Below are 6195 nucleotides of genomic sequence, written 5' to 3'. Positions count from 1 at the left end.
CAGCCTTAATCGCAGTATCAACATTTGCTATGGCAGCTAACAAACCAGTATCAAAAACTGAAAAAGCAAACGTAAATCTTTCTACCGCAGACTTCGCACTAGATCACTATGTTGCAGTCACTACCGAAGGCGAGTCAGCTGGCGTAGAGCAATTATTCGCTGAAGATTTCAGCCAAAAGATCCAAGCTTCCAATGCACAGTCTCATAGCCGTAGTGCAGTTGTCAAATCCTTGAAAAAACAAAAAGGAGAGAAGCTAAACTGTGTGATAAGTACCGATATCATCGAAGAGTCAGCAGACTACATGGTTGCTAAAGTGACGCTAAAATTTGAAGACTTTACAAAGACTGATCTAGTGACTTTGGTGCGCGAAGGTAACGACTGGAAAGTGGTCAAATCAATCAACTCATATAAGTAGTTTCCAAACTAGTGGTGAGTCCAGTCAATTCAGGGCTGATCACTAGTGAATCATATGTTTATTAAGGCCACCTCGTGAGATGTGGCTTTTTTACGTCAAAAGGGTCTGATTCTCATCAGACCCTTTCTCTTAGCGTTTTTTGTACAGTAATTTTTATGTTTCCTATCGTTTCCTCATCCAATGTTTTTAAAGACAATTGGATTTTCACTGTACGAAGCCAATTTTTATGTTGAACCTTTCTTTCGAAAGGAAGCTTGTAGCCATTTTGTATAGTAAGAACAGCTGTCGATGTAAAATAGTTTTATTGGAGTAAATTATTTTTAATAACTTGAATTGGCTTATTACAATGGACAACGACTTATATCATCAAAAACTTTTAGCACATTATATCTCCAATTGGGGACAGGATTATAGAACGCTTACTTGGGAGAAAGGTCCATATCGGGACTTAGGCGATCATTTTCGGGTCTTGGAATTTCCCCCAACAGCCGAACGCAACATGTGGGCTTATGCCACTATGGGGATGTCCTGCTTTGAAGATGAATTTGCCCTCGAACTGCACATTTTTTCTGGTGAGCAAGACCAAACCCTAGTTGAGTCATTAATTGTAGTTGCTCATTTCCATAGATTCCGCTCGCGTTTAGGACACTGGCATACGATCAATTGGGGCAGAGGTTGGCGGCTGGATTCCTCCTGCGTTTATGGGCTGATTTCACTACCTTATCTAGATGGACCCCAACTAGAGATTCTTACCCTTGAAGACAATAGATCAGTCCATTTCTATTGGTTGGTGCCTATTACAGAAGAAGAAGTAGCCTTTAAAAAGGAATATGGTGCCGAAAAGCTTGAGGAAATATTTGAAGAAAGAGGGGTCGATTATTTGGATCCTTTGCGGGACAATGTAATTGACTGTAAAATTAATATAGAAGGCGAGTCGACCTGATCGTATTATAATAATGGGTAAAAAGATTTTATTACTAATTTGGATAATACTCGCTTTTGGAGGGTATTCATTTGCGCAGGCATCATTTGCTCGTAATGTTTCGTCCAAAATATCTAAAATTCAAATAAAGAATAAATTAAGAAAAAGAGGATATGATCTCGATGCAAATATTAGGCGACAAGTCATTGCTATCGATAGCCTGAATTTTATATCATCTTGTGACACTGTATTCTTTCTTGAGACATATGACTACCAAACTGGGATTTCTTATGGTTTGATATGGAATAAAATTAAATCAATGCATATGGATATTCGAACGATAATTTATTTTTTAATGCGCGCCCTATTTTTGACAAGTATATAATAGATTTGGTCGGTGTGTGGGATGTTGAAAAGATAAAAATAAATGGAGAAAAATCTGCTGTAATAAGCCCATTAACAATTTTTGCCTCAAGAGCTATCATCAAAGAAAAAGAAATATGGGTAGATTGTATCGCTTTTGACGATTTTTTGTCCCTTAGCAACCAATAGCCTATTCTTTCACCTCCCCATTCCCACCATTCACCGAGTTTTCCAGATCATTGGTCTAAAGCCCATAGGCTAGGGGCGTCTTGTGTTGTAGTTTTGAGTCAACAAATAAGAACAACAGAACTAACAATATAAAATAAAGACATTATGAACTCATTAGTAAAAACATTCGCAGCAGCAACCTTAATCGCAATTTCTACATTCGCTATGGCCGCAGAAGGTCCAGGTTCAAAATCAGCAAAAGCAAACGTTAACCTTTCCACAGCAGACTTTGCTCTTGAACATTATGTTGCGGTCACAACCGAAGGAGAATCAGCAGGAGTAGAGCAATTATTTGCCGAAGATTTCAGCCAAAAAGTTCAATCGGCAAATACAAAGGCCAACAGCCGGGATCAAGTCGTTAAATACTTGAAAAAACAAAAAGGGGAGAAACTAAACTGTGTGGTAAGCACCGATATCCTCGAAGAGTCAGCTGACTATATGGTTGCCAAGGTAACCTTGAATTTTGAAGACTTTACCAAGACTGACCTTGTGACTTTGGTACGTGAGGGGAATAGCTGGAAAGTGTCCAAATCGATCAATTCGTATAAGTAGTATCTCATTACTGGTGGTTTGCCAGTCATAAAAAGGCAAACCGAAGTGAATCATATGTTTATTTAAGGCCACGTCACGGGATGTGGCTTTTATATTTTCGTATTATTGTGAGTTGATAGCTATGCCTACCGAAATGAGTATATAATAATTAAAATGAAAAAAATACAGCACTATGGATTATTATAAAGTTTTCTTTGCTTATAGTTTCTTTTTATACACTTATAGATCTTATTTGTGGGAATATCAAGTGGTCTGAAATTCCGTCACATGTGCTAGATCTTATAATACGACTTTTTGTTAGTTTTTTTATGATCTCAATTATATATTTTATAATTGTTAAAGTATTCCGAATTAAATAGATTTTTAGTTGAGCAATATGGCACAATACGATATCAAATGGCTAACAGATAGATTTGAGAATGGAGATACTTTCAAATTTATCTTCTTTTGGGGACATACAAATAAGCAGAATCAAGAGGTTGGGAAATTTGTGTTTAGTCAATGGTATGAAAGCCCGTTTACGGTTAATAATATAACCTACAAGACTGCCGAACATTGGATGATGGCCCAAAAAGCATTACTTTTCGACGATATAAAGAACTTTGAGAAAATCATAAACTGCAATAAACCGGGAGAAGCCAAAGAATTGGGAAGACAAGTTGAAGGTTATGACGATCAGATTTGGAACGAACGAAAATTTGAGATCGTTAGGAACGGAAATATACACAAGTTTAATCAATATCCAGCGCTAGCAGAATATCTGTTAAAAACAGAACATAGAGTTCTTGTGGAGGCAAGTCCCGTTGACGTCATATGGGGTATTGGGCTTTCGCAAGATGACGTTGATATTCAGAATATATATTGTTGGCGAGGTCAAAATTTATTGGGTTTTGCACTTATGGAAGCACGGGATTTTCTAGGTCAATTTGGACAATTTCAAGTACTTCAGAATGCCCTCCCTCCCCCCTGGTCTAAGTTTCCGAGTAAAGATGCTATGGATACGTTTTGGAGAATGGGAACAGGGGAAGAATATATCATCGAATTCTCTAAGTATTATGGTGATTTGAATGAGCGAGAAAAGACAATTTATCAATTAACCAACCCTCAACCATATCAATGGGAAGGTTTTTATTCCTGACGAGATTAAGCACATTTCGAAGGATTTTTTATTAAAATACAATAAAAAATGTCCCAGTATTTAGATCTATATTTTTTAGTTGATAATCGAAAAACAAGTACTATCAGCGATTTTTTTAACAATTATGTCTTTATAAAAAGAGAGCTTGCTGATGAGTATCCAATACCTCATTTTTCTGATTTTGTCTATCAGACCTTTTATTCAGATAATCACCTTCTTGAATATCTGGAGGGACATGCTGATTGTGATTATATTATATATTGGCATAATCTTAATGAAAGATCAGATATTTATCAGTTTGTGGTCCAATATACCAGTGATGGAAAGATGATTGTAGGTATTACGGTTAAGGGTACACAACCATCAGACACCAAGGTTATTTCCACCTTTAAAGAAATGAAAGATTATTTTAACGCCTATTTTGGATGTATTACTTCGGAAGAAGCTCCTCCCGAAACAAGCGAAGCGTTTAAGCAATTTTGTAGGAAAAGATATTTTTATTGAGCTCAATTAGGTTGCGCCCAAAGTTAATTACTAATGAATCATATGTTTATTTAGGGTCATGTAGCGAAATAGGGCCTTAACTTTTGCGTATCATTGTGAGTGGATAGAGATTTCCAAGAATATATAGGAGATATCTAAATAATTAAAATGAAAAAAAATACGACACTACGGATTATTACAAAGTATTCTTTGATACTAGTTTCTTTCTATACAGTTTTGGACCTAATTAGTGGGGAATGAAGTTGCTAATATGTTATAAAATGGTCATTATGTTTCAGTTCTACCGAAGGCGAGTCAGCAAGAGTAAAGCAATTATTTGCACAGGATTTCAGCCAAAAGATCCAAGCGTCCAACACACAATCTAACGGTCATAGTGCAGTTGTCAAATCTTTGAAAAAACAAGGAGGAGAGAAACTAACTGTACAGTAACTACTGATATCATCGAAGAGTCCGCAGACTATATGGTAGCCAATGATAACGAAATTTGAGAACTTCACCAAGATTGACCTTTTAAAACGCGGATCAAGCCGGGGACAAAAGTCAAACTTCCAGAAGTTAGTGTTTCAGCGCCTTCAAAAAAATAAATAAAATGAAAAAAAATACATCACTATGGATTATTACAAAGTTTTCTTTGCTTATAGTTTCTTTTTATACGCTTATAGATCTTATTAGTGGGAAAATTAAGTGGTCTGAAATTCCATCACATGTACTAAATCTTATAGTACGGCTTTTTGTTAGTTTTTTTATAATGTCAATTATATATTTTATACTTGTTAAAGTATTCCGAGTTAAATTGTGATAGAATGAGGATAGAAAATGCCCTCTTCGTTTTCGTAGTCTTTCTAATCTGCCGGTGCATCGACTCGATAGCATTTGTCGTATATATAGCTCTGCGAATCAAAATCAAGAGGTTGGGTTCTTATTGCTGTTTTTTTTCATAGCTATGCCATACCCGATGAGCCCCAATATAATTGAACATGCGATCTGTAAAATGATGATAAACATCCATCCGATAATACCATATTGGTATAATTTTTTCTCAAATCCGCTGAAATTTGCTTCCAGCCATAGTGACAGAAGTAATCCGACTACACTATCATAAAGCCCTAGCTTGATAATAGACCAAAGGGTTGTTTTGAGATTTTGCTTCAATCCGATTAAATATGCTAGGCCGATATAAATAATTATCGATATGATGGAAAACCAACTGTAATCAATTTTGAGCCATCTGGATAGGAGTGAACCCACTATTGCCACTAATGTGACGGTAAATATCCCCTTTTCTAAGATTTTTTTATGTGGTTTTTCTATTGGTGTCAATTGGCTTTCCATTAGTATTAATAAATAGTAAGACAAAGATAGAAATTTCACCCGGCCATTCCCGCCATTCACCGAGTTTTCCTGATCGTTGGTCTAAAGCCCGTAGACTATAGGCGTGTTGTGTTGTAGTTTTGAGTCAACAAATAAGAACAAAAGAACTAACAATATAAAATAAAGACATTATGAAAACTCTAGTAAAAACATTCGCAGCAGCAGCTTTAATCGCAGTATCAACCTTCGCTATGGCCGCAGATAAAAAAGTTTCAAAAACTGAAAAAGTAACCGTTAACCTTTCTACAGCAGACTTTGCTTTAGCGCACTACGTTGCAGTTACTACCGAAGGAGAGTCAGCTGGTGTAGAGCAGTTATTTGCCGAAGATTTCAGCCAAAAGGTTCAATCGGCAAATGCCAAGACCAACAGCCGCGATCAAGTCGTAAAATACTTGGAAAAACAAAAAGGAGCGAAGCTAAACTGTATGATAAGCACCGATATCCTCGAGCAGTCGGGAGATTATATGGTCGCCAAAGTGACCCTAAAATTTGAAGACTTCACCAAGACTGATTTGGTGACTTTGGTACGTGAAGGTAATAACTGGAAAGTCTCCAGTTCAGTCAACTCCTATAAATAGTCTCTAATAACTAGTGGTCAGCTCGATTACAAAAGCTGGCCACTAGTGAATCATATGTTTATTTAAGGCCACCTCGTGAGATGTGGCTTTTTTACGTCAAAAGGGCCTACGTTAATCAGGCCT

8 protein-coding genes are annotated in these 6195 nt (G+C 36.6%); 7 read left to right on the top strand and 1 reads right to left on the bottom strand.

What is annotated here, in order from left to right; genetic code table 11:
• From B4G94_RS13250 to B4G94_RS13225, 6 genes are all read left to right on the top strand, one after another.
• On the top strand, positions 1-416 hold a 416-nt coding region (locus tag B4G94_RS13250), incomplete at its 5' end, for a nuclear transport factor 2 family protein (protein ID WP_286859462.1).
• Positions 417-762: 346 nt separating this feature from the next.
• On the top strand, positions 763-1359 hold the full coding sequence (locus B4G94_RS13245) for a suppressor of fused domain protein (protein ID WP_286859460.1): 597 nt from the start codon (positions 763-765) through the stop codon (positions 1357-1359).
• 13 nt (positions 1360-1372) lie between these two features.
• Positions 1373-1723 (top strand): hypothetical protein, encoded by a 351-nt coding sequence (locus B4G94_RS13240; protein ID WP_286859459.1) that lies wholly within the window; start codon positions 1373-1375, stop codon positions 1721-1723.
• A 311-nt stretch (positions 1724-2034) separates the two neighbouring features.
• A complete protein-coding gene (locus tag B4G94_RS13235; RefSeq protein WP_286859457.1) occupies positions 2035-2481 on the top strand; it encodes a nuclear transport factor 2 family protein in 447 nt (148 codons plus the stop codon).
• Between the two features lie 376 nt (positions 2482-2857).
• The gene (locus B4G94_RS13230) at positions 2858-3619 is read left to right on the top strand and encodes an NADAR family protein (RefSeq protein ID WP_286859455.1); all 762 of its coding nucleotides are present in this window, start codon (positions 2858-2860) and stop codon (positions 3617-3619) included.
• A 48-nt stretch (positions 3620-3667) separates the two neighbouring features.
• Entirely contained in the window at positions 3668-4123 is a 456-nt protein-coding gene (locus tag B4G94_RS13225; protein WP_286859453.1) for a hypothetical protein, read from the top strand.
• Positions 4124-5026: 903 nt separating this feature from the next.
• On the opposite strand, the gene B4G94_RS13220 is transcribed toward B4G94_RS13225, so the two are convergent.
• Positions 5027-5455, bottom strand: coding sequence for a hypothetical protein (locus tag B4G94_RS13220; protein WP_286859452.1), 429 nt, complete (start codon positions 5453-5455; stop codon positions 5027-5029).
• Positions 5456-5625: 170 nt separating this feature from the next.
• On the opposite strand from B4G94_RS13220, the gene B4G94_RS13215 reads away from it, so the two are divergent.
• Positions 5626-6072, top strand: coding sequence for a nuclear transport factor 2 family protein (locus B4G94_RS13215; RefSeq protein ID WP_286859451.1), 447 nt, complete (start codon positions 5626-5628; stop codon positions 6070-6072).
• Positions 6073-6195 lie beyond the last annotated feature (123 nt).

Source organism: Sphingobacterium sp. UBA7625, from assembly GCF_002484085.1.
GTDB lineage: Bacteria > Bacteroidota > Bacteroidia > Sphingobacteriales > Sphingobacteriaceae > Sphingobacterium > Sphingobacterium athyrii.
This window is presented reverse-complemented; position numbering and strand designations above follow the sequence as displayed.

Excerpts from the sequence above, each read along its gene's own strand:
- B4G94_RS13225 (WP_286859453.1), top strand. The coding sequence starts at position 3,668 with ATGTCCCAGTATTTAGATCTATATTTTTTAGTTGATAATCGAAAAACA.
- B4G94_RS13235 (WP_286859457.1), top strand. The coding sequence starts at position 2,035 with ATGAACTCATTAGTAAAAACATTCGCAGCAGCAACCTTAATCGCAATT.
- B4G94_RS13245 (WP_286859460.1), top strand. The coding sequence starts at position 763 with ATGGACAACGACTTATATCATCAAAAACTTTTAGCACATTATATCTCC.
- B4G94_RS13230 (WP_286859455.1), top strand. The coding sequence starts at position 2,858 with ATGGCACAATACGATATCAAATGGCTAACAGATAGATTTGAGAATGGA.
- B4G94_RS13215 (WP_286859451.1), top strand. The coding sequence starts at position 5,626 with ATGAAAACTCTAGTAAAAACATTCGCAGCAGCAGCTTTAATCGCAGTA.
- B4G94_RS13240 (WP_286859459.1), top strand. The coding sequence starts at position 1,373 with ATGGGTAAAAAGATTTTATTACTAATTTGGATAATACTCGCTTTTGGA.
- B4G94_RS13220 (WP_286859452.1), bottom strand. The coding sequence starts at position 5,455 with ATGGAAAGCCAATTGACACCAATAGAAAAACCACATAAAAAAATCTTA.